This window comes from Streptomyces niveiscabiei, from assembly GCF_033794345.1.
GTDB lineage: Bacteria > Actinomycetota > Actinomycetes > Streptomycetales > Streptomycetaceae > Streptomyces > Streptomyces niveiscabiei.
This window is the reverse complement of sequence record NZ_JARAYJ010000056.1, coordinates 13,232-35,332: the sequence shown is the minus strand read 5'-3', so window position 1 is coordinate 35,332 and position 22,101 is coordinate 13,232. Positions and strand designations below refer to the sequence as shown.

General features: G+C 72.2%; 19 protein-coding genes and 1 tRNA gene. 13 read left to right on the top strand and 7 right to left on the bottom strand.

What is annotated here, in order from left to right; genetic code table 11:
- Positions 1 to 286: 286 nt before the first annotated feature.
- Positions 287 to 1,831 (top strand): MFS transporter, encoded by a 1,545-nt coding sequence (locus PV682_RS40840; RefSeq protein WP_407705825.1) that lies wholly within the window; start codon positions 287 to 289, stop codon positions 1,829 to 1,831.
- Between the two features lie 11 nt (positions 1,832 to 1,842).
- Here PV682_RS40840 and PV682_RS40835 read toward each other — a convergent pair whose 3' ends face one another.
- The 3 genes from PV682_RS40835 to PV682_RS40825 form a co-directional block, all read right to left on the bottom strand.
- On the bottom strand, positions 1,843 to 2,727 hold the full coding sequence (locus PV682_RS40835) for a coiled-coil domain-containing protein (RefSeq protein WP_319737579.1): 885 nt from the start codon (positions 2,725 to 2,727) through the stop codon (positions 1,843 to 1,845).
- A gap of 176 nt (positions 2,728 to 2,903) precedes the next feature.
- A complete protein-coding gene (locus PV682_RS40830; protein WP_319737563.1) occupies positions 2,904 to 6,095 on the bottom strand; it encodes an SUKH-4 family immunity protein in 3,192 nt (1,063 codons plus the stop codon).
- 7 nt (positions 6,096 to 6,102) lie between these two features.
- A complete protein-coding gene (locus PV682_RS40825) occupies positions 6,103 to 7,083 on the bottom strand; it encodes an SMI1/KNR4 family protein (protein WP_055725206.1) in 981 nt (326 codons plus the stop codon).
- Positions 7,084 to 7,408: 325 nt separating this feature from the next.
- Here PV682_RS40825 and PV682_RS40820 point away from each other — a divergent pair, with 325 nt between their 5' ends.
- Positions 7,409 to 8,035 (top strand): YwqJ-related putative deaminase, encoded by a 627-nt coding sequence (locus PV682_RS40820; protein ID WP_319737561.1) that lies wholly within the window; start codon positions 7,409 to 7,411, stop codon positions 8,033 to 8,035.
- A gap of 120 nt (positions 8,036 to 8,155) precedes the next feature.
- Positions 8,156 to 8,656, top strand: a complete 501-nt coding sequence (locus tag PV682_RS40815) for an SUKH-3 domain-containing protein (RefSeq protein WP_112477123.1) — start codon at positions 8,156 to 8,158, stop codon at positions 8,654 to 8,656.
- A 244-nt stretch (positions 8,657 to 8,900) separates the two neighbouring features.
- Here the strand turns inward: PV682_RS40815 and PV682_RS40810 are convergent, their stop codons facing one another.
- Positions 8,901 to 10,196, bottom strand: a complete 1,296-nt coding sequence (locus PV682_RS40810; RefSeq protein WP_319737559.1) for a sensor histidine kinase — start codon at positions 10,194 to 10,196, stop codon at positions 8,901 to 8,903.
- Between the two features lie 161 nt (positions 10,197 to 10,357).
- On the opposite strand from PV682_RS40810, the gene PV682_RS40805 reads away from it, so the two are divergent.
- The 6 genes from PV682_RS40805 (at position 10,358) to PV682_RS40780 (ending at position 15,382) form a co-directional block, all read left to right on the top strand.
- A tRNA-Gln gene (locus tag PV682_RS40805) sits at positions 10,358 to 10,429 on the top strand.
- Positions 10,430 to 10,551: 122 nt separating this feature from the next.
- Positions 10,552 to 11,997 carry a bifunctional UDP-N-acetylglucosamine diphosphorylase/glucosamine-1-phosphate N-acetyltransferase GlmU gene (gene glmU / locus PV682_RS40800; RefSeq protein ID WP_319737558.1) on the top strand — a complete coding sequence of 482 codons (1,446 nt, stop codon included), beginning with the start codon at positions 10,552 to 10,554 and terminating at the stop codon, positions 11,995 to 11,997.
- A gap of 293 nt (positions 11,998 to 12,290) precedes the next feature.
- The gene (locus PV682_RS40795; RefSeq protein ID WP_319737557.1) at positions 12,291 to 13,271 is read left to right on the top strand and encodes a ribose-phosphate diphosphokinase; all 981 of its coding nucleotides are present in this window, start codon (positions 12,291 to 12,293) and stop codon (positions 13,269 to 13,271) included.
- Between the two features lie 217 nt (positions 13,272 to 13,488).
- Positions 13,489 to 14,076: a 50S ribosomal protein L25/general stress protein Ctc gene (locus PV682_RS40790; protein WP_319737578.1), complete on the top strand. Its 588-nt coding sequence runs from the start codon at positions 13,489 to 13,491 to the stop codon at positions 14,074 to 14,076.
- A gap of 141 nt (positions 14,077 to 14,217) precedes the next feature.
- A complete protein-coding gene (gene pth, locus PV682_RS40785) occupies positions 14,218 to 14,817 on the top strand; it encodes an aminoacyl-tRNA hydrolase (protein ID WP_319737556.1) in 600 nt (199 codons plus the stop codon).
- A 52-nt stretch (positions 14,818 to 14,869) separates the two neighbouring features.
- Positions 14,870 to 15,382, top strand: coding sequence for a hypothetical protein (locus PV682_RS40780; RefSeq protein ID WP_319737555.1), 513 nt, complete (start codon positions 14,870 to 14,872; stop codon positions 15,380 to 15,382).
- A 101-nt stretch (positions 15,383 to 15,483) separates the two neighbouring features.
- Here the strand turns inward: PV682_RS40780 and ppc are convergent, their stop codons facing one another.
- The gene (gene ppc / locus PV682_RS40775; RefSeq protein ID WP_319737553.1) at positions 15,484 to 18,243 is read right to left on the bottom strand and encodes a phosphoenolpyruvate carboxylase; all 2,760 of its coding nucleotides are present in this window, start codon (positions 18,241 to 18,243) and stop codon (positions 15,484 to 15,486) included.
- A gap of 292 nt (positions 18,244 to 18,535) precedes the next feature.
- Between ppc and PV682_RS40770 the strand changes: the two genes are divergently transcribed.
- From PV682_RS40770 to PV682_RS40755, 4 genes are all read left to right on the top strand, one after another.
- Positions 18,536 to 19,555 carry an acyl-CoA desaturase gene (locus PV682_RS40770; RefSeq protein ID WP_319737550.1) on the top strand — a complete coding sequence of 340 codons (1,020 nt, stop codon included), beginning with the start codon at positions 18,536 to 18,538 and terminating at the stop codon, positions 19,553 to 19,555.
- Positions 19,552 to 20,229: a TetR/AcrR family transcriptional regulator gene (locus tag PV682_RS40765; RefSeq protein WP_319737548.1), complete on the top strand. Its 678-nt coding sequence runs from the start codon at positions 19,552 to 19,554 to the stop codon at positions 20,227 to 20,229. Before PV682_RS40770 ends, PV682_RS40765 begins: the two co-directional genes overlap by 4 nt.
- Before the next feature lie 375 nt (positions 20,230 to 20,604).
- Entirely contained in the window at positions 20,605 to 20,859 is a 255-nt protein-coding gene (locus PV682_RS40760) for a type II toxin-antitoxin system Phd/YefM family antitoxin (protein WP_319737545.1), read from the top strand.
- A complete protein-coding gene (locus tag PV682_RS40755) occupies positions 20,856 to 21,107 on the top strand; it encodes a type II toxin-antitoxin system RelE family toxin (protein ID WP_319737544.1) in 252 nt (83 codons plus the stop codon). Before PV682_RS40760 ends, PV682_RS40755 begins: the two co-directional genes overlap by 4 nt.
- Here PV682_RS40755 and PV682_RS40750 read toward each other — a convergent pair.
- Together PV682_RS40750 and PV682_RS40745 are read right to left on the bottom strand one after the other, a co-directional pair.
- Positions 21,082 to 21,303 carry a VOC family protein gene (locus PV682_RS40750; RefSeq protein WP_319737543.1) on the bottom strand — a complete coding sequence of 74 codons (222 nt, stop codon included), beginning with the start codon at positions 21,301 to 21,303 and terminating at the stop codon, positions 21,082 to 21,084. The genes PV682_RS40755 and PV682_RS40750 overlap by 26 nt on opposite strands.
- The gene (locus PV682_RS40745) at positions 21,297 to 22,091 is read right to left on the bottom strand and encodes a trans-aconitate 2-methyltransferase (RefSeq protein WP_319737542.1); all 795 of its coding nucleotides are present in this window, start codon (positions 22,089 to 22,091) and stop codon (positions 21,297 to 21,299) included. Before PV682_RS40745 ends, PV682_RS40750 begins: the two co-directional genes overlap by 7 nt.
- Positions 22,092 to 22,101 lie beyond the last annotated feature (10 nt).

Here is a 22,101-nt window from a genome sequence, read left to right as displayed (position 1 = left end):
GGGCCGGACCCCGTCTTCCCGGGGGGTTAACCCCACCCCCCGACGAGGGGGGTACCCGGTGCTCCGGTCGCCCCCGTCGACGTAAAGCCAGATTAAGGACCGCCCCCGGGCCCCCTCGTCCTCCGTCGGGACGAACCCTCCCCGAGACGTAGTACGGAGGTACCCCTAGGGGACGTCCACCGACGGGTGGAGACGATTTCGGGGCCGTCTCCACCCTCCCGCTCCACCCAGGCTGCACCCTGCCGCGACGTGAGGGTCAAGTGAGAAGCTGTCCGGCGGCGGATAGATGCAAGGGGCACGCGACCGGGGAGGGTCTGTGACGGGGAGTGTTCGGCCGGTCATACCTGCGACGGAGGGTCGTAGTACCCCCGACCGACGGGGCGCGGTGGTCGCCGCGCTCATGCTGTCGATGGCGCTGGCCGCGCTCGACTCCACGATCGTCTCCACCGCCGTCCCGCAGATCGTCGGGGACCTCGGCGGGTTCTCGGTCTTCTCGTGGCTCTTCTCCGGCTACCTGCTCGCCGTGACCGTCACCCTCCCGGTGTACGGGAAGCTGTCCGACACGTTCGGCCGCAAGCCGGTCCTCGTCGTCGGCGCGGCCGTGTTCCTGCTGGGCTCCCTGCTGTGCGCGTGCGCCTGGAACATGGGTGCGCTGATCGCGTTCCGCGTCGTGCAGGGCCTCGGCGGCGGCGCCCTCCAGGGAACGGTCCAGACGCTCGCCGCCGACCTGTACCCGCTGGAGCAACGCCCCAAGATCCAGGCGAAGTTGTCGACGGTGTGGGCGGTGTCGGCCGTCGCGGGCCCGGCGGTGGGCGGACTGCTCGCCGCGTACGCCGACTGGCGGTGGATCTTCCTCGTCAACCTCCCTGTCGGAGCGGTGGCGTTGTGGCTGATCGTCCGTCATCTCCACGAGCCCGCGCGGGAGTCGGCGCCCAGGGCGCGCGTCGACTGGGCGGGCGCCCTCGCCGTGTTCGCCTGCGGAGGCGTCCTGTTGACCGCGCTCGTCCAGGGCGGCGTCGCCTGGAACTGGCTCTCGGCGCCCTCGCTCGCCCTGTTCGGCGCCGGGCTCGCGCTGGTGGCGGTCGTGGTGGCCGTGGAACGCCGCGCCGCCGAGCCCATCATCCCCGGCTGGGTGTGGCGCCGCCGCCCCATCGCGGCGGTCAACGTGGCCCTGGGCGCGCTCGGGCTGGTGATGGTCGCGCCGACGGTCTTCCTCCCGACGTACGCGCAATCCGTCCTCGGCCTGGGCCCGACGGCCGCCGGCTTCGTCCTCTCCGTCTGGACCCTGAGCTGGCCCGTCTCGGCGGCGCTCAGCCAGCACGTCTACCGCCGCATGGGTTTCCGCGACACGGCGCTCCTGGGCATCGCCCTGGCCGCCCTGATCCTCCTCGCCTTCCCCCTCCTCCCCTACCCCGGCTCCCCCTGGCAGCCCACCCTCCTGATGCTGGCGCTGGGCGCGGCGCTCGGCCTCTTCCAGCTCCCCCTGATCGTCGGTATCCAGTCCACGGTCACCTGGGGCGAACGCGGCACGGCCACCGCCTCGATCCTCTTCTGCCGCCAGACGGGCCAGACCCTCGGCGCCTCCCTCTTCGGCGCGACAGCCAACGGCGTCCTGGCGACCCGCCTCGGCGGAGGCGGCGACCTCGACTCGATCACCCGCTCCTGGGGCCCCTCCGGCACCCCCGACCACATCCGCCGCGCGGTCGCGGACGCGGTCCACGCGGTGTACATCGGGGCGGCGGTGGCGGCGGTTCTGGCGTTCCTGGCCCTGCTGCTGATCGCTCCGCGCCGGTTCCCGGTGATCGAGAGCGACGGGAGTACTACCCCCTGACTACCTGAGAGCTACTCCACCGCCCGCCCCGTCAAGGCGCTCAGGCTGGTGCGGACGTAGTCCATGTGGGCCCGTACGTCGTCCCAGCGTTCGCCGTGTTCGCGCAGGACGCGTTCCGTTTCGCGGGCGATGCGGTCGGCCTGGTGGTGGGCCTCGGTGAGGAGGGCCGTGGCGTGGGTGTGGGCTCGGGACTGGAGGCGGGTGGCGGATTTCTCGGCCTCGGTGTGGGTGGCGCGGGCCTCGCAGAGGGCGGACTCCGCTCGGGCGATCAGGGTGGCGTAGTGGGCGTCCAGGGTGCGGGCGCGGGCCAGGGCTTCTCGTTCGATCGCCTCCCTGCGCTGGTCGCGGGTCTGGTCCTGGCGGGTGCGGAGGGACTCGGTGCGGCGGCGTACCTCGCGCAGGCCCTCCAGGGCTTTCGCGCGGTCCCGCTTCACCTCGCGTCGTGCCGTCACGCGGATCTCGTCCGCTTCGGCGCGGGCTCGCGCGATTCGCTGGCGTCCCCACTCCTCCGCTTCCGCCAGCGTGCGGCGGGCCTCCGACTCCGCTTCCTCGCGGATGGCGGCGGCCTGCTCGTCGGCTCGGGCGGCCTGGTCGCGGGCCTCGTGGCGGGCGCGTTCGCGGAGGGTGTGCGCCTCGTGCCGGGCGAGGCGGAAGAGGTGGTGGGCGGTCTCGCCGAGGGTCTCGTAGCTCTGGGGAGTGAGGCGGAGGACGGCCTCACGGAGGCGGGTCGCCTCCGACTCCGCCTCCTTGACCTGCACCGTCAGGCGTGCCGCGCGGTCCCATGCCGCGTCGCGGTCCGCGCACAGGGCTGCGACGTACGCCTCTACCTGCGAGGGACGGTACCCCCGCCCGCGGACCGTTCCGAACCCGTACGGCGACACCGACGCGCTGCCCATGCTGGAAACTCCCCACGAGATCCGAACGATTTTGCGCATATCTTGACGGTTCGGATCAAAAGGTGCGTAACGTGACACTCCGTGAGGGGGTTACGGGGCTGGGCACAGAAAAAGTCCGCAACCGTTCACTACCGGTTGCGGACTCCTTCCGCGCGGGGCGGGCCGTCAGGGGCGCGTCACAGCAGCCCGTCCCACATCTGCTCCAGCAGCACCGACCACCAGCTGTCCGGCGAGCCCAGCGCCGCCGGGTCCAGCGAGGCCATCTGCGCCTGGAAGTCGACGGTCCAGCGGCCCGCCTGCTCCGGGTTCAGGCCGAACCGCAGCCGCCACATCCGCCCCAACAGGGCGAGACAGCGCGCGAATTCGGGCAGCCCCGAGTTCACGAACTGCGGCGCGACCGGCGCCCCGCCGGGCCCCGCCTCGACGGGTACGGCGACGATGTTGGCGGTCCCGTACTGCACGCAGATCGCCTTGCCGAAGTCGCTGCCCATCACGAGGTACGAGCCGGCGTCCGCCGAGGGCTGCACGCCGCGCTCCTGCGCGAGCTCCGCCAGCGTCGGGACCGGGCGGCCCGGCTGGGCCTGCGCCCAGAAGAACGGGCCCATGTCCAGCGGGAGTCCGGCCGCGACCAGCGTGTGCGCGACCACCGGCGGCACGCCCTGCCGCGCCACCGCCGCCTGCTCGAACCGGAACACGCCAGGCCCGAACGCGGCGGCCAGCTCCTGCCCGATCGCCTCCGGCGGTACGGCGGGCGCCTGCTGCACCGGCGGCAACGGGGCGCGGACCGGTGCGGGCCTCGCCGGGCCGTCCGCGACCTGGTGCAACTCGCCCTGGTGCGCGAGGAGTTGCTGCATCCCCTGCTGACGGCTCGCGTGGTCCGTGCCGTACGGGGCGATGCTCGTGATCCGCGCCTGGGGCCACTGCTCGCGGATCATCCGCGCGCAGTACGCGCCCGGCAGCTCGCACGACTCCAACTCCGTGTGCAGCTCCAGGACTTGGCCCGGGGGCACGTTCATCCCGCGCAGCTCGTGGAAGATCTGCCACTCCGGGTGCGGGGTGCCGGGCGCGGAACGCCGGATGAGCTGCTGCTCGGAGCCGTCCTGGGCGCGGTAACGCAGGACGGCCTGGTAGCCGGGGCCCACGATCGGCTGCCCCGCCGGGTTGGGGTACCCGTACGCCGCGGGGGGCATGCCCTGGGGTACCACCGGAGGGGGAGGCGGGGTATGGGCGCCGGGTACGCCGGGAGGGGTACCGGGGGCGCCGGGTGCACCGGGTACGCCGGGAGGGGGACCCGGTACGCCGGGAGCGCCGGGTACGCCCGGGAACGGTGCCGTGGGCGCACCAGCGGCACCAGCCGCACCCGCGAACGGGGCCGCGCCGGGAGCGCCGGGCGGCGTGCCGGGAGCGTTCGGAGGTGCGCCGGGGACACCGGGGGCGCCCGGCGGGGGCGGCGGCATACCGGGGGCGCCCGGCGGAGGCGCGGCCAGCATCGTCTCGGCGTGGTGCACGGCGCCGGGGGTGCCCGGGGTACCCGGAGCGCCGGGGGGCTGCGGGGCGCCGGGGGCACCGGGAGCGCCCGGCGGAGGCGGCGGCACGGCGCCGGGGGCCTGTCCGGCACCCGGTCGACCGGGGCCGGGGTGACCTGCGGCGGGGGGCATGGCGCCCGGAGGTGTGCCGGGGGCTGCTACCTGAGGGGTACCCGGGGGCGTCCCCGGAGCTGCCGGTGCGCCTCCCGGTCCGCCGGGTGCTCCGGGGCCGTCCTCAAGGGCGGACACCAACTGAGTGGGTACGTACGCGGCGGCGGCACCCGCAGGACCGGCAGCGCCGGCACCGGGAGCAGCACCCCCAGGCCGACCCGGCACCCCGGGCGCGCCCGGCGGAGGCGGAGGCGCACCCGCGCCGCCCCTCCCCCGACGCGGAGGCGGCGCCGCCCGGCTGGTCGCGGCATCGGCGATGTCCCCGGCGTTGGGGGCGAGCCCCCGCCCGGCCGACGTGGGTTCCTGCGAAGCCCCGTTCCGAGCGGCGGAGTCACCCGGGCCGACACCTTGCGGCCCACCGGAACCGTGACCTCCGGCAGCACCACCGGAATGGGGCGCCCCCGCCCCCTGAACTCCACCAGGGCCGGCGAAGTCTGGAACACCAGCGCCCTGACCCTCGCCAGGGCCGCCAAAGTTAGGAACACCAGGCCCCTGACTTCCGCCAGGACCACCAAAGCTGGGTGCACCAGCCCCCTGACCCCCGCCAGAAGCAGACGAGTTGGGAGCACCGGCCCCCGGAACCCCACCGCCGGCACCCGAGTTGGACATGCCGCCGCCCGGGCCCTCACCAGGGACACCCGGACCGGAAGCACCGCCCCCCTGCGGCCCGCCCCCGCCAGAACCCCCGCCGGGAGTCGCCGAGTTGGCCCCGCCAGGCCCCGGAACCCCGCCCGGACCAGCCGAGTTGGCCCCACCCGGTCCACCCGCTGTCTGGGGATACCCGTACGAAGCCCCCGCCGGTCCCCCCGGCACATCCAACGCGGGCGCGACAGCCGTAGGCGGCAGCTGGCTTCCCCCGGACATCAACGCGGTCGGCGCATCCGCGGCGACCCCGGCCCCCCGCCCCCGGTCCCCGTCGCTCAACGGCGGAGCGAACACGGTCGCGGGCAGCGGAACGGACCGGTCCTCGCCGCCGTCCCCGTTCGTGTCGGTCCCGGCCCAGGGCGTAGCCCCGGCAGGAACACCCGGAGCCCCACCGGAAGTCGAAGCCCCGGAACCACCCGGAACACCGGCCCCCGGCACCCCGGCACCAGCCCCGGACCCCGGCGCCCCAACACCTGCTCCAGCACCCGGCGTTACTCCAGCCCCCGCACCCGGCGCCCCACCAACACCAACACCGGCACCGGCACCGGCACCGGCACCAGAAACCGAACCCGAACCCGAACCCGGCGCCCCAACCCCCGCGCCAACCCCCGGAGTTCCCCCGCCCCCCGCAGAATCCCCCCGCTCCCCGATCCCCAACTTGTCCGCCGCATCCTGCAACCACTCCGGCGGCGACAACAGGAACGACGTCTGGTTCAGATCCACCCGAGCAGCCGCCGCAGGCACCGCGTCCGCGACACCCCCCGCCTCACCCCCGTACCGCTCCTCGTACCGCCGGATGACCTCGCCGACCGGCAGGGCGGGCCACAGTGTGGCCTCCCCGCTGTCCCGGGCGATGACGAGCCGCTGGGCACCCCCGTCACCGCGGGGACCCTCCGCGCGGTCCTCCGCCCAGACCACGAACCCGAGGCCGAACTCCCGTACGCGCACCTCGCGGTGCTGGTACACGGGCACGTCCCCGTTGACCCACTCCTCCGCGCGCTCCTGCGCCTGCGCGAACGTCACCATGCGCTGATCACTCCCCAGCAACCGGAACGACGCGGGCGAAGCCGCCGTCCACCATCAGGTTGGCCACCGTCTCCAACTCCGGTGGATCACCGGCGAGTCGGGACAGGAACGCGTCGAAGTCGTCGCCGCAGGGCACGAGGAGGCGTTCGACGCGCTCGGCCGGCGGCCAGGTCGGGTCGGCGTCGCGGACGTCGTCGTACGCGCAGAACCAGACGGACCCGAGGCGCTCGCCCTTGACCTTGACGGCGATCAGGCCGCCCTGGACGAAGCCGACGCCGAGGTAGTCCTTGGTGAGGTGGTCGCGCAGACACTTGTTGACGTACACGAGGTCGTTGACGGCGGCCTCGTCGCGGACCGTGAAGAACGGCTGGTCGACGAGGAGCCCGAGCTCGGCGTCGAGCGCGGTCCCGACGGGCGCGCAGCCGCCCGCGGCCTTCAGGAAGGAGCGGTACGCGCCGGGCAGGCGGTAGCCGAGGTCCTCCTCGACCCCCTGGACCTGCGCCTCGGTCACCGCGACGCCCGACTTCGGCAGCCGGAAGTGGGTGGGCCGGGTCTCCTGGAGCGGCCGGGTGCCCCGTTTCGCGTGGTCGACGCGGGCCGTCGCGACACCGCCGTGGTGGCGCAGCAGCGCCTTGACGTCCACGGGTATCAGTTCGAGGCGGCGCGTCCCGGCGACGTGGTGCCAGGTCCAGCCGTGCGGGGTGGCCACCGGGGACACCGTGTCCCACAGCTCGTGCCCGGCGGCGGCCTGCGCGGCGTTCGCCGACACGTAGTCCGTGAGGCGTAGTTCGTCGACGCCGAACCCCTCCGGGGGGTCCGCGATCTCCGCCACCGCGCGCGCGTACGGCGAGAAGTCGGGGTAGCCGCGCTCGTCGACCCGTACACCTCTGGGGTGACGGCCCGCCCGGACCGGGTCCGGAAAGTGCACGACCTGCCCGGCGTATGCCGCGTTCGGCGGCGCGGTCTGCCCGAGCCGACCTGTCGTCATGGCGGTTGCCCCCTGCGGCGCTCTGTACGGCACCCGCCGGCGGTTCCGCTTTCCCGGCCCCGTCCGACACGCCCCGTATCCGACTGTCTCCACCGCTTCCCGGCACACGTCCGTCGCGCACCCACGGTGCCGACAGCCTATGCGGTACGGCCGGACGGGTCACCGGCCCTCCACTTCGTCCCCCTCAAGTACGGTGACCTGCCGTCACCCTCTGGTGACAGCCCGGCCCGTCCCGGGCGTGTCGCCACGCCCCAGCTTCCGCACAGGCCACGCCATTTGGCACCCTGTGTCCTCCGGGGGGATGCCCGGGGAGGGAAAGACGATCATGAACGCGACGCAGACAGGACCGCACGGCACGGACCGCAACGCGGGCGACACCGTTCACGGAACGTCACCCGACGTCCGCAGAACACCCCACGCGTCGCAGGTCCCACCGCACAGAACGGACGGCGCCCCGCACGCCCCCGCCGACCCCCGCGCGGGCGGCGACCCCCGGGTCGGCTGGTCCGCCGATACCCCCCACGCCCCCACCCTCCGCCACCGCCGCGACGGCATACTGCCCACCGTCGCCGCCGCGCTCTCCGTCCGGGGCGCCACCCTCACCGGCACCGCCGCCCGCGGCGACCAGCCGCCCCCGCTGCACCACCTCGTGCAGGACTTCCTCGACACGCTCCCCAGCGACCGCCGCGACCGCTTCACCGGCCGCTGCGCCGAGGCGCTCCTCATCTCCCGGCACATCGCCGCCGCCGACGCGGCCCGCAGCCGCCGCGCGGCCCGCAAGCCGATGACCAACGGCGAGGCCCGCAAGGTCCTCAAGCAGGCCAAGCTGACCACCCGCCACATCCGCGAGGACGGCGACCCCCTGCACGGCACGTTCGCACCCCCGTGCCGCGCCTGCGCCGCCCTCACGGCCCACTTCGGCATCCGGATCGTCGAGACGTCCGAGGAGTAGACGCGTACGGAAGGGGGGCGGGGGCAGGTGGTCACCCAGAACCACTCACCCCCCAAATGCGTCGACAACACCGGGAGCCGCTCCCGCACCACCGCCCTGACCTCGACGAACGAACGGCAGATGCACCACACCGACCGCACCTCGACCACCCGCTTCCCCGTACCCGTGGACGCCGCGCTCCGTGCCGCCGGCTGGCTTCCCGGGCGCTGGGACATCAAACAAGCCGAGTTCTGGGCGGACACCCTCCGCGACCACGCCTCCCCCGCGGGCCACCGCCACGCGGTCTTCCCCGCAGCGGTGGAGGCCTGGGCCGAATTCGGCGGCCTCCACATCACCCCCACCGGCCCGGGCCGCCAGATCGCCCCCGCGGCCTTCCACCTGGACCCCCTCCACGGCCTCCACCAGCCGAGAACCCTCGCGGACCTGGGCAGAGCCCTCGCCGCCGACCTCTCCCCCCTGGGCGCCGACCCGCAGACCCAGACCCTCCTGGCCATCGACACCGCGGGCCGCGTCTACGCCCTGGACCACACGGGCGACTGGTACCTGGCCCCCACGATCGACCAGGCCCTGGCCACCCTGATATCGGGCACCACCCCGACCCGCCTGACAGCGGCAACCTGACCGGACGGCCGGCACCAGACGGCCGGCACCAGACGGCCAGGCCCAGGGCACAGGCCCCACGACGGGACAGCCGGGTACGGCGGAAAGGAACCCGAACCCCCCACGACGGGAAAGCCCCCGGCACTCCCGCACTCCCGGCACTCCCGCACCCCCGGCACCCCGGCACTCCCACACCCCCGGCACCCCGGCACCCCCGCACCCCCCCCCGCACCCGGCCTCCACCCCACCCCCCGGCCCCCCCAGCTCAGCGCCCCGCCGGAATCACCGCCGACACCCGAAACCCCCCCGCCTCGGTCGGCCCGGAGACGAACACCCCGCCCAGCGCCACCACCCGCTCCTTCATGCCGACCAGCCCGTTCCCCCCGGAGGGCAGCCGCGCCGACGACGCCGCCTCCGGAGGCGGCTCGTTCTCGACCTGCATGGCGATCTCCTCGCCCCGATGCGCGAGGCGGACGTACGTCTTCGCGCCGGCCGCGTGCTTGTGCACATTGGTCAGCGCCTCCTGGACCACACGGAACGCGGTCTGCTCGATCACCGCGAGATACCCCCGCGCCTCCCCCTCCACGGACAGATCCACGACCATCCCCGCGGCGGCGGACTGCCCGACCAGCTCCTCGACGTCCGCGAGACAGGGCCCGTCGCCCTCCTCGACGGCCCGGGACGCGGCAGCGGCGGCGGCGACCCCGACGGCCGCCAGCGGCAGCTCCCCGCCCGCCGACACCGTCCCGCTCCGCAGCACCCCCAGCATCTCCCGCAGCTCGGTCAGCGCCTGCCGCCCCATGTCCCCGACGAGCGCCGCGTTGCGCACCGCCTTCTCCGGGTCCTTGCGGGCGACGGCCTGCAACGCGGCGGCGTGGACGACCATCAGGCTCACCCGGTGCGCGACGACGTCGTGCATCTCCCGGGCGATCCGCGTCCGCTCCTCCCCGCGCGCCCACTCGGCCCGCTCCTCGGCCCGCTCGGCGAGCAGCTGGAGCTCGCGCTCAAGGCTGTCGGCCCGCTCGCGGAGGGACTCCATGAGCCGCCGCCGGGCCCCGACGTACAGCCCGAGCAGGACGGGCGGCGCGGTCACCCCGAGGGCGGTCCCGATGGAGGCGAAGGGCACGAACCAGTTCCCGGCCAGCAGGTCCCCGGGCGACAGCCCCTGCTTGAGCCGGACGAACGTGACGACGAGCATCCCGACGAACGACATCCCCGCGAGGGACCCGATGATCCGCCGGGGCAGCTCGGTCGCGGAGAGGGTGTACAGCCCGACGATCGCGAGCAGGAACCCCATCTGCGCCGGGGTGATGGCGATGGAGACGAGGACGACGGCGATGGGCCACTTCCGCCGTACGACGAGGACGCTCCCGGCGACCGCCCCGAACACCATCCCCGCCCACACGGGGACCCCCGCGTCGTGGGCGAACGGCCACCCTTCCAGCGCGCACTCGACGACCGACGCGAGCCCGAGCCCCAGATCGAGCGCGGCGCTGCGCCATCGCCCCCACCACCACGGCCCGGCCCGCCCCGCAGCCGCCTCTTCCCCCGTCCTGGTCATACGTCCACCCTACGGGCGCCCCTACCCGGTTTTCCGGAAACTTTCCCCGACAGGGCCCCGCCTCGGCGCACTTGTACCGTCGCACGGAGGCGGTTCGGTACGGCATAGTAGGAAGCGCCACTCGGCGACCCGGGTCCTTTGTCCGGTTCAGCCGTAAACATTCCCCTGTGGTGTAATTGGCAGCACCGTGGCTTTTGGTGCCATTTGTCCGGGTTCGAGTCCTGGCGGGGGAGCAACAGCGGAACAACGACGGGCCCTGACCGGAAGCGCGGTCGGGGCCCGCTCCCATGTCGCCCCGGAAACGCCCCGGTATCCTTCGGGTGTCCCCACCCACACAAAGCCGAAGGGCAACCCCGTGAGCGCCATCCGCCCGGCAGCCGTCGTCGTTCTCGCAGCGGGTGAGGGCACCCGTATGAAGTCGGCCACACCGAAGGTCCTGCACGAGTTGTGCGGCCGGACCCTGGTGGGTCATGTGCTCGCCGCGGCAAGGGAGTTGACCCCGGAGAACCTCGTCGCTGTGGTCGGCCACGCGCGCGAGCAGGTGACGGCGCACCTCGCCGAGAGCGACGGCGCCGTCCGCACGGCCGTCCAGGAGCAGCAGAACGGCACCGGTCACGCCGTCCGCATGGCGCTGGAGGAGCTCGGCGGGACCGTCGACGGCACGGTGATCGTCGTCTGCGGCGACACCCCCCTGCTGACCGGTACGACGCTGACGGCGCTCGCCGCCACCCACCACACCGACGGCAACGCGGTGACGGTGCTCACGGCGGAGGTGCCGGACGCGACCGGGTACGGCCGGATCGTGCGGGACGCGCACGGCGCCGTGACGGCGATCGTCGAGCACAAGGACGCCACCGAGGACCAGCGGGCGATCCGGGAGATCAACTCCGGGGTGTTCGCGTTCGACGGGCAACTGCTCGCGGACGCGCTCAAGAAGGTCCGTACGGACAACAGCCAGGGCGAGGAGTACCTGACGGACGTCCTCGGCATCCTGCGCGAGGCCGGACACCGCGTCGGCGCCTCGGTCGCCGGCGACCACCGCGAGATCGCCGGCATCAACAACCGCGTCCAGCTCGCACAGGCCCGCCGCATCCTGAACGACCGCCTCCTCACGCAGGCGATGCTGGACGGCGTCACGGTCGTCGACCCGGCGACGACCTGGATCGACGTGACGGTGACGTTCGGCCAGGACGCGATCGTCCACCCGGGCACCCAGCTCCAGGGGACGACGCACATCGGCGAAGGCGCGGAGGTCGGCCCGAACACCCGGCTGACCGACACCCGGGTCGGCGCGGGCGCGCGCGTCGACAACACCGTCGCCCTCTCCTCGACGATCGGCGAGAACGCGAGCGTCGGCCCGTACGCGTACCTGCGCCCCGGCACCCGGCTGGGCGCGAAGGGCAAGATCGGGACGTACGTCGAGACGAAGAACGCGTCGATCGGCGAGGGCACGAAGGTCCCGCACCTGTCGTACGTCGGTGACGCGACGATCGGTGACTTCAGCAACATCGGCGCCGCGAGCGTGTTCGTGAACTACGACGGCGAGAGCAAGCACCACACGACCGTGGGCTCGCACTGCAAGACGGGTTCGGACAACATGTTTGTGGCACCCGTCACGGTCGGGGACGGCGCGTACACCGCCGCCGGGTCCGTGATCACGAAGGACGTACCGCCCGGTTCGCTGGCCGTGGCCCGTGGCCAGCAGCGGAATATCGAGGGCTGGGTGGCCCGAAAGCGTCCGGGAAGCGCCGCGGCGAAGGCGGCCGAGGCGGCCTCCCGGCAAGGCGAAGGCGAAAGCTGACCGAAAACGGCTGCGCCGAACAGGGCGTACCGTGATAGGGCCGACCGGAACATGGGGGGTGGGTGAAGGAGCGGGTCTGGGTGCGTGCAGCTGCAAGGCGGAGGAGGGAGTCATGGCGGAGCCATGGCGACCGACGACAACGCCGCAGATGCGCGTGCCCAGGCCCGCGACGCCGCCCCCCATGTTCCGGTCGGCCCGAAGTGCACACCCGCACCCACCAGCTGAGACGCTCCCTCACGCCCAGTTGTGAACACGGCGTCGCGCGGCTGAGACACCTCTGAGGAGACAGTGCTGTGACCGGGAACAAGACGACCGGCGAGAAGAAGATGATGTTCTTCTCCGGCCGCGCCCACCCCGAGCTTGCCGAGGAGGTCGCCCACCAGCTGGGGGTCGGGGTCGTTCCGACGAAGGCCTTCGACTTCGCGAACGGCGAGATCTACGTCCGCTACGAGGAGTCCGCGCGCGGCGCCGACTGCTTCGTGATCCAGAGCCACACGGCTCCGATCAACCAGTGGATCATGGAGCAGCTGATCATGATCGACGCGCTGAAGCGGGCCTCGGCCCGGTCGATCACCGTGATCGTGCCGTTCTACGGCTATGCCCGCCAGGACAAGAAGCACCGCGGCCGTGAGCCGATCTCGGCCCGCCTGATCGCGGACCTGATGAAGACGGCCGGCGCGGACCGCATCCTCACGGTCGATCTGCACACCGACCAGATCCAGGGCTTCTTCGACGGCCCCGTCGACCACCTCTTCGCGCTGCCGCTGCTCGCGGACTACGTGGGCGAGAAGGTCGACAAGGGCAAGCTGACGGTCGTCTCGCCGGACGCGGGGCGCGTGCGCGTCGCCGACCGCTGGTGCGACCGGCTCGGGGCGCCGCTGGCGATCGTCCACAAGCGGCGGGACAAGGACGTCGCGAACCAGGTCACCGTCCACGAGGTCGTGGGCGAGGTCAAGGGCCGGGTGTGCGTCCTCGTCGACGACATGATCGACACGGGCGGCACGATCTGCGCCGCCGCGGACGCGCTGTTCGCGCACGGGGCGGAGGACGTCATCGTGACGGCGACGCACGGTGTGCTGTCCGGGCCCGCCGCCGACCGGCTCAAGAACTCCCGGGTGAGCGAGTTCGTGTTCACGAACACGCTGCCCACGCCGGGCGAGCTGGCCGCCGACCTCGACAAGATCACGGTGCTGTCCATCGCGCCGACCATCGCGAGCGCGGTGCGCGAGGTGTTCGAGGACGGTTCGGTGACGAGCCTCTTCGACGAGCAGTGAGGTTTCTGCAACCGGTTGTGAGCGGTTGCTGATCGTTTTGGGGATGGCCTCCCTCGCCGAGTAGACTGCGCGAGTTGCTCGGCGAGGGAGGCCGTGCCTTTTCAAGGGGTTCCTTGGGAAGCGCCCGGCGGTCCGTTATCGACGCGCTCTTCGTAGCAGGCCGATGTTCGGCCGGGTGACCCCGTCCGTTATCCGCATCTACGAGGAGTTGATCCCCATGTCCGAGGTCAAGCTCGCCGCCGAGACCCGTACCGAGTTCGGCAAGGGCGCCGCCCGCCGGATCCGCCGCAACAACCAGGTCCCCGTCGTCCTCTACGGGCACGGCACCGACCCCAAGCACCTCACCCTCCCGGGCCACGACCTGCTCCTCGCGCTGCGCACGCCGAACGTCCTGATCTCCCTGGACATCGACGGCAAGACCAACGAGCTGGCCATCCCGAAGGCCGTCCAGCGCGACGCCCTCAAGGGCTTCCTGGAGCACGTCGACCTCCTCCTCGTCAAGCGCGGCGAGAAGGTCACGGTCGAGGTCCCGGTCCACACCGAGGGCGAGCTGGCCGCCGGTGGCAACCTCCTGGAGCACGTCCTCAACGCGCTGCCCGTCGAGGCCGAGGCGACCCACATCCCCACCGAGGTCACCGTCTCCATCGAGGGCCTTGAGGCCGGCGCGGCCGTCCTCGCCAAGGACATCAAGCTCCCCTCCGGCACGACCCTGGCCGTCGACGGCGACGCCGTCGTCCTCCAGGTCCTCGCCGCGCAGGCGGAAGAGGCGTCCGAGGAAGCCGGCGACGAGGCCGCCGAGGCCTGAGCACGCGCCTTCGGCGTGTACGCCGGCTGAGGCCGGCCGGCGCCGGCCGGCCCAGGAGCCTGTGGCACAGGCTCTAAGCTCCAAAGCCGCCGTCCCTCTCCAGGGGCGGCGGCTTCGGCATGTACCAAGGAGACCCCTCTCATGACCACCCCCACCTCCACCGACCCCTGGCTGATCGTCGGCCTCGGCAACCCCGGTCCCGAGTACGCGATGAACCGCCACAACATCGGGTTCATGGTGGCCGATCTGCTGGCCGAGCGGATGGGGGGCCGCTTCAAGCGGGCCGGCAAGGCGCAGGCGCAGGTCCTCGAAGGCCGCCTCGGGGCCCCCGGCCCCGCCAACCGCCGGGCGGTCCTGGCCAAGCCGATGTCGTACATGAACCTCTCGGGCGGCCCGGTGAACGCGCTGCGCGACTTCTACAAGGTCCCGCTGTCGAACGTCATCGCCGTCCATGACGAACTGGACATCGACTACGGCACTCTGCGGCTCAAGCTCGGCGGCGGCGACAACGGCCACAACGGCCTCAAGTCGATGACGAAGTCCATGGGACCCGGCTACCACCGCGTCCGCTGCGGGATCGGCCGCCCCCCGGGCCGTATGCAGGTCGCCGACTTCGTCCTCAAGGACTTCTCCGGCACCGAACGCAAGGAACTGGACTGGTTCGTGGACCGCGCGGCGGACGCGGTGGAGGCGCTGGTGACGGAGGGCCTGGAGCGGGCGCAGCAGTCGTACAACTCCTGACGGGCGGGCGCTCCTGACCAGCCAACATTGACGGACCGCGGGGGCATGGCCAATGATCCCCGCCATGCCAGCCTCCCGTCGTCGCCGGGCGGCCAAGTCCCGGCGTTCGTCGGCCGCTCTGCGGGTCGGACGGGTCGCGTTCATGGGGCTGGTCGCTCTTCTGATACTGCTCGCGGGCGTGTGGGCGTCGTGGGGGACGGCGCAGCACGTGATGCTGCCGGGCGGGCGGGAGAAGGGGACGGTCGTGGTGGCGGAGTGCGGGGAGGAGGCGTGTACGGGGCCGTTCACGCCGGGATCCGCGGGGGCGACCGCGCGCAAGAGCATGACGATCGCCGAGCCGATCGCGGTGGAGGTCGGCCAGACGTACTCCGTGGTCGTGAAGCCGGATTCGAACGAGGCGGTCCGCTCGGGCCCCGCCGGGATCCTGTACGCGTGGGTGCCGTTCGGCGGCGCCCTGCTGCTCGCGTCGGTCATCGTGGCCGGCGGCCTGCGCAGGGCGCGGCTCGCGTGGGTGATGGCGGGCTCGGGGGTCGCGCTGGTGACGGCGGCGTTCCTCGCGGTGTGAGCCTCCGGCTCGTACGGGGATGAGGGCGCCCGAACCACACCGCCCCCAAGTACGCCGAAGGGCGCCCCAGTTGCCCGAGGCGCCCTCCGACTCCCGTGATGTCAGCCGGTGTTGCGCAACCCCGCCGCCACCCCGTTGACCGTGAGGAGCAGGGCACGCGACAGCACCGGGTCCGCCTTCTCCCCCGCCGCAGCCGCGTCCCGCTGGCGCTTCAGCAGCGTCACCTGGAGGTAGGAGATCGGGTCGAGGTAGGCGTCCCGGATGGCGAACGTCTGCTTCAACACGGGCTGGGCGTCGAGGAGTTCACTCTCGCCCGTGATCTTCAGGACCTCGGCGACGGTCAGCTCGTGTTCGGTCTTGATGCGGTCGAAGACGTGCTTCAGCTCGTCCGGCACGAGCGTGTCGACGTAGTGCGCGGCGATGCGCAGGTCCGTCTTGGCGAGGGTCATCTCGACGTTGGAGATGAAGTTGCGGAAGAAGTGCCACTGTCCGTGCATCTCGTCGAGGACGCCCTCTCCTCCCAGTGTCGCGGTGAGCCCCGCCTCGCGCAGCGCCTTGAGCCCGGAGCCGACCCCGTACCAGCCGGGGACGATCTGCCGGGACTGGGTCCAGCCGAAGACCCAGGGGATGGCGCGCAGTCCGTCGAGCGAGACGCCCGAGCCGGGGCGGCGGGAGGGCCGCGAGCCCAGGTGCAGGTCGGCGAGCTGGTCGACCGGTGTGGAGGCGAGGAAGTACGTCGGCAGGTCGGGGTCCTCGACGAGCTCACGGTAGGCGGCGTGCGCGGCGTCGGAGATGACGTCCATGGCCGCGTCCCACCGCGCGAGCGCCTCGTCGGACTGCCGGGGCGCGGTGTGCAGCGCGGAGGCCTGGAGCGTCGCGGCGACGGTCAGCTCCAGGTTCTCCCGGGCCAGCGAGGGGATCAGGTACTTGTCCGAGATCACCTCACCCTGCTCGGTGACCTTGATCTCGCCCTCCAGGGTCCCCCAGGGCTGCGCGAGGATCGCGTCGTGCGAGGGCCCGCCGCCGCGCCCGACGGTGCCGCCGCGCCCGTGGAAGAGCCGGAGCCGTACCCCGTACCTGTGGGCTACATCCCTGAGACGACGCTGGGCGCGGTGGATCTCCCACTGAGAAGTCGTAATACCCCCGAACTTGGAGGAGTCGGAGTACCCCAGCATGACCTCCTGCACATCCCCCCGGAGAGCTACGAGCCGCCGGTAGGACGGGTCGGACAGCATCTCCTCAAGGATGGTGTCGGCGGCCTTCAGCTCGTCGGTGGTCTCCAGCAGCGGCACGATGCCGATCTTGGCCCACCCGGCGTGCAGGTCGATGAGCCCCGCTTCCCGCGCGAGGACCGCCGCCGCGAAGACGTCGTCCGCGCCCTGGCACATCGAGATGATGTACGACTCGACGACCTCGGGCCCGAACACCTCCAGCGCCCGCTTGACGGTGAGGAAGACGCCGAGGGTCTTCTCCCCGGCCGCGTCGACGGGAGCCGGCGTACCGGCGAGTGGGCGGCGTGAGCGCAGCTCCTTCGCGAGGAGCTTCGTGCGGTACTCGCGCGGCATGTCCGTGTACCGCCACGACTCCTCGCCGAGCCGGTCGAAGAGCTGGCCGAGCGCGTGGTGGTGGGCGTCGGCGTGCTCGCGGACGTCCATGGTGGCGAGCTGGAGACCGAACGCGGCCAGCGTGCGGATGGTCCGGTTCATGCGGCCGTCGGCGAAGAGCCCGCCCCGGTGCTGGCGCAGGGACTCCTGGATCAGCGTGAGGTCGGCGATCAGCTCGCTGGTGCCGAGGTAGTCGCGGCCCTCGGCGTGCGGGATGCCCTCGGCGAGGCGCCGCTTGGTGTTCTCCAGCTTCTGCCGGATGCAGGTGGCCTTGAGCCGGTAGGGCTCCTCGGCGTTGAGCCGCTTGTAGCGGGGGCTGATCTCGGGGAGCCGTTCGAGGTCGAGGGCGAGGGAGTCCAGTAGCTCCTGGGTAGCACCCGTGTAGCGGATGGAGTTGGACAGGAACCCGCGCAGTTCGTCGATGGTCTCCAGCGCGTCGTTGATGCCGTGCTCGTGCTGGAGGATGAGGACGTCCCAGGTCACCTGGGGGGTGACGTTCGGGTTGCCGTCGCGGTCGCCGCCGATCCAGGTACCGAAGGTGAGGGGCCTGGTGTCGTCCGGAAGTACTACGCCGACCCGCTCCAGTTCGGCGGTCAGGTCCTCCAGGACGTCACCGACGGCGTTCGCGTGCAGCTCGTCCAGGTAGTAGATCGCGTTGCGGGCTTCATCGGCCGGCTCGGGGCGTACCACCCGCAGTTCATCGGTCTGCCACACGAGGTCGATGTTCTCGGCGAGACGGGTGTCGTAGCGGCGCCGGTCGGACTCGATGACCGGGGTCTCCAGGAGGGCCGCGATGCGCCGGAGCTTGTTGAGGACCGAGCGGCGGGCCGCCTCGGTGGGGTGCGCCGTGAAGACGGGGCGGACGTTCAGGTTCCGTACGCTCTCGCGGACGTGCTCGGGGTCGGCGTCCTTGAGGCGGTCGGCCGTCCGCGCGAGCAGCCCGCCCTCGGCGGCGCGGCGGGCGCGCAGCTCACGGCCGCGGTGGACCTGCTCGGTGACGTTCGCCAGGTGGAAGTACGTGGAGAAGGCGCGCACCAGCTTGGCGGCGGTCTCCAGTTCGATGCCGCGCAGCAGTTCGGCGGCGGCCTCGCCGTCCTCGCGGGTGAGGCGGCGGACCTTCTCGACGAGGTCGAGGAGTTCGGGACCTTCCTGCCGTACGAGGGTCTCGCCCAGGAGGTCGCCCAGCCTGCGGATGTCGGCGCGCAGCTCGGCGGAGGTGGTCTCCTGGGCAACAGTCTGGTCGTCGGCACTGCTCACAGGTGCGGCTCCTTGCAGTGGTGAAGCTCTTCTGGCATCTGGAGGAAACCCGGAGGTCAGGCGGGTACGCGGCTGACTTTCGCATACAGGCCGGACATCAGGGAAGAAAACAGAGCGGACCGCGCTGTCCGACCGAGTCCAAGGATAGGTGTCCAGCGGCACGCGCAGGCTGTCGGGCTCTTGCCGCACCGGACCGCGCTGCCATACTTACGACGCCGTAGGTTACGGAACCGTAGGAAACGCCCACGGCTCGACACCCGATCCACACCCTCGACCCCCCAGGGGACGCCCCATGGCCACAAGCTCCGACGTGATCGACGACGCCCCGGAGGCGACGCCCGGCGCACCACTGCCGCCGGGGCAGTCGGCGACGCTGGGCGGGGAGCAGAAGCGCTCGATCGAGCAGATCACCCTCCTCCTCTTCATCACCGTGCCGTTCCTCGCGATCCTCGCGGCCGTGCCGCTGGCCTGGGGCTGGGGGGTGAGCTGGCTGGACCTCGGCCTGATGGTGTTCATGTACTTCCTGGGCTGCCACGGCATCACGATCGGCTTCCACCGGTACTTCACGCACGGCTCGTTCAAGGCGAAGCGCCCGCTGCGGATCGCGCTCGCCATCGCCGGGTCGATGGCGGTCGAGGGGCCGCTCGTGCGCTGGGTCGCGGACCACCGCAAGCACCACAAGTTCTCCGACGCCGAGGGCGACCCGCACTCGCCGTGGCGGTTCGGGGAGACGATCCCGGCGCTGCTCAAGGGCCTGTGGTGGGCGCACATCGCGTGGATGTTCGACGAGGAGCAGACACCGCAGGACAAGTACGCGCCCGACCTGATCAAGGACCCGGCGATCCGGACGATCTCCCGTACGTTCATCGTGTGGGCGTTCATCTCCCTCGCGATCCCGCCGCTGGTCGGGGGCCTGGTGACGATGTCCTGGTGGGGCGCGTTCACCGCGTTCTTCTGGGGTTCCCTGATCCGCGTCGGTCTGCTGCACCACGTGACCTGGTCCATCAACTCGATCTGCCACGCCGTCGGCAAGCGCCCCTTCAAGTCCCGTGACCGCTCCGGGAACGTGTGGTGGCTGGCCGTCCTGTCCTGCGGCGAGTCCTGGCACAACCTGCACCACGCCGACCCGACGTCCGCGCGGCACGGCGTCGAGCGCGGCCAGATCGACTCCTCGGCGCGGCTGATCCGCTGGTTCGAGGCGTTCGGCTGGGCGTACGACGTGCGCTGGCCGTCACGCTCCCGTATCGATTCCCGCCGCAACACCGACGCGGACCCGTCCCGGCGCCGGAAGGCGAGCGCCGAAGCGGCATGATGGACGGTGTGGCCATCGATCCCAGCAGCACCGCGAGCAATGAGAAGCCCCGGCGCGCCCGCCGTACCCGGATGACCGGGGCGGAGCGCCGGCAGCAGCTCCTGGAGATCGGCCGCACGCTCTTCGCGGCGAAGGGGTTCGAGGCGACCTCGGTGGAGGAGATCGCGGCGAAGGCCGGGGTCTCCAAGCCGGTCGTGTACGAGCACTTCGGCGGCAAGGAGGGCCTGTACGCGGTCGTGGTCGACCGTGAGATGCGGCGGCTGCTGGACATGGTCACGAGCTCCCTCACCGCCGGGCATCCCCGCGAGCTGTGCGAGCAGGCCGCGTTCGCCCTCCTCGACTACATCGAGGAGTACACGGACGGCTTCCGCATCCTCGTCCGCGACTCCCCCATCCCGCAGTCCACCGGCTCCTTCGCCTCCCTGATCTCCGACATCGCGACGCAGGTCGAGGACATCCTGGGGCGCGAGTTCAAGAGCCGGGGCTTCGATCCCAAGCTGGCTCCCCTGTACGCGCAGGCGCTGGTCGGCATGGTCGCGCTCACGGGCCAGTGGTGGCTGGACGTCCGCCGCCCCAAGAAGGCGGAGGTCGCCGCGCACCTGGTGAACATCGCCTGGCACGGGCTGGACGGCATGGAGGCCAAGCCGCACCTGATAGGGCGCCGCAAGTCGTGACCCTGCTCCGCACCCACCCCGTCTTCCCTGGTCCCTGATCGCCCTGGGCTCCCTGGCCACCCTCGCCACGGGCGCGGCGGCCCTCGCCCACCTGGGCCTGCTCCACGCCCAGGTCATGCACATCACGGGCTGCGGCCCCCTCCCGAATCTGCCGGGCAACGGCCGCCCTGGTCGCGCGCGAGCCGTGGGGCACATGGGTCGCGGTGACCCACGCGTTCCCGTCCCGCCTGGGCTGGACCCTGGCGGCACTGCTCCCGGCGGGCTTCGTGGCCCTGTGCCTGCGGGGGCGGCGGCGGAACGGCTGAGGTCCGCCTGAAGATGCGCAACCTACGCAATCTATAGGCGGGAACATTAACCTTGTGCCACCATGGCGCCATGACTGAGATCACGATCAGCGCGGCCCGCGCACAGTTGGGCGACTTGGTCCGGCGCGCGGCTCACAGCCGCGAGACCATCGCCCTCACGGATCATGGACATGTGGCGGCGTTGCTGGTTTCCCCGCAGGTGATCGAGGACCTCGAGGACGCGCTGGTGTTCGCCGACTATCAGCGACGCAAGGCGGAGGGAACCCTTGAGCCGGGTATCCCCATGGCGGAGGTGCGCAAGCGGCTGGGGCTCGAACAGAAGTGACCTACGAGATCGTCTTCGAGCCGCACGCCCTGAACGCCGCCGCTCGTTTCCTCGAAGAAGACCCGAGCGGTCTGGCGTTGGTGCTGGACACCATCGACAAGCTGGCCGACGATCCCCGGCCGACCGGGTCGTTCGCGTATGGCTCGCCCAACCTCCGCCGACTGCGCATCGGCGACTACCGGGTCCTGTACGTGATCGATGACGAAGTGATCCACATCCTCGTCACCCACCTGGGCCGCACGCCGTAGCGGTCGGCATCGCCGCCAGGAACTCCAGCCGGTTCCCCACCGGGTCCGACGCGTAGAACCGGATATGGCCGGGAAGCCCGTCGTCCCAGGCGACGTCCCCGAAGCGGGCCGCGTACGCCTCGATGTCCGTCACCCGCAGCAGGGGCTCGCTGCCCGGTGGTGCCGTGAGTTGGACGTGGTCGATGGACGTCAGCATTCCTGCGCCCCCTTCGTCGCCACCGCGAACAGGCGGCGGAACGGCAGGACCGTGCCGTGCGGCTGCTTCGGGTACGCCTCTCGGAGGAGGTCGCGGTACTCGGTCAGGAACGCGTCGCGGGCCTCGGGGTCGTCGGCGAGGGCGTCGAGGGCGGGGCGCAGGCCGGTGCCCTTGACCCAGTCGAGGACGGGGTCGTCGCCGGGCAGGACGTGGAGGTACGTGGTCCGCCAGACGTCGGCCGTGCCGCCGAGGCGGGCGAGGTAGGTCTCCGGGGTGTGGACGGAGTTCCCGGGGCGCAGGACGCCGGCGAGGCGGGGCCTCCAGCGGGGCGTGTCCGCCAAGTCCCGCATCAGCGCGTGGAGGGGCGCGTCGATGTTGTCGGGGACCTGGAAGGCGAGGGTGCCGCCGGGGGTGAGCGCGTCGAGCCAGGCGGGGAGGGCGTCGAGGTGGCCGGGTACCCAGTGGAGCGCCGCGTTGGAGATCAGCAGGTCGTACGGCTCCGCGGGGACCCAGGCCGTGAGGTCCGCGTGGGCGAAGTCGAGGTCCGGGGTGGCGTACGCCGCCGCGTCGGCCAGCATCCGCGGGGAGTTGTCGTAGCCGGTGACGCGGGCCGTGGGCCAGCGTTGCGTGAGGAGGCGGGTCATGTTGCCGGGGCCGCAGCCGAGGTCGGCGATGCGGGGGCGGGGCGCGGGGAGGCGGGGGACCCTCGCGAGGAGGTCGGTGAAGGGGCGGGCGCGGTGGTCCGCGTGGCGCAGGTACTGGGCGGGGTCCCAGGAGGGGCTGGTCATGGTTCCACGA